General features: G+C 39.0%; 1 protein-coding gene. It reads right to left on the reverse strand.

All coding sequences use genetic code 11. From position 1 onward, the window contains the following. Positions 1-218: hypothetical protein (locus JK635_RS24210; protein ID WP_235887984.1), on the reverse strand; the 218-nt coding region annotated here is incomplete at its 3' end. Positions 219-515: the final 297 nt, after the last annotated feature.

Below are 515 nucleotides of genomic sequence, written 5' to 3' on the forward strand. Positions count from 1 at the left end.
ACCCTGATAGGCCGTTCCAAGGCCGTATACATCTGCATTAGAATATCAAACGGTGTGCCATCACGTTCGCGAAATTCTAAGTATTCTCGGACTTGATCCCGGCATGTATCGGTAAAAAAACTGAATAATTGCTTCAAGGTGAGTGAGTTTTCATCAGCCAATTCCAGGATTCGTGGTAGTTCATTCGAACATGTAAAATATCGCCCTGAAAATTTCATTTCCCACAGACCGACGTACGTTATCGGTTCGCATTTTTTAACCAGTGTGTCGTTTTGCAAAATTTTCGACGCTTTATTTTTAAAAAATGTGATGTCTTGTATGGTGCTAATCAGAAATAATTTGCTTTTTTGATTAGTCTCGATGACGCTACGCAGATGAACGTGGCGAAATTTTTCATCTAATCGCACAGTGCGAGGAATCAAAGCTAGCCGAATTTTTTTTCTTCGAATTCGTTTATATAAAACCAAGATTTTGATGCGATCTTCAGGGACGATATATTTTCGAAGTTGCTTGAG

Origin of the sequence: Neobacillus paridis, from assembly GCF_016765675.1 — a bacterium.
In the GTDB taxonomy this organism is placed as follows: Bacteria; Bacillota; Bacilli; order Bacillales; family Cytobacillaceae; genus Neobacillus; species Neobacillus paridis.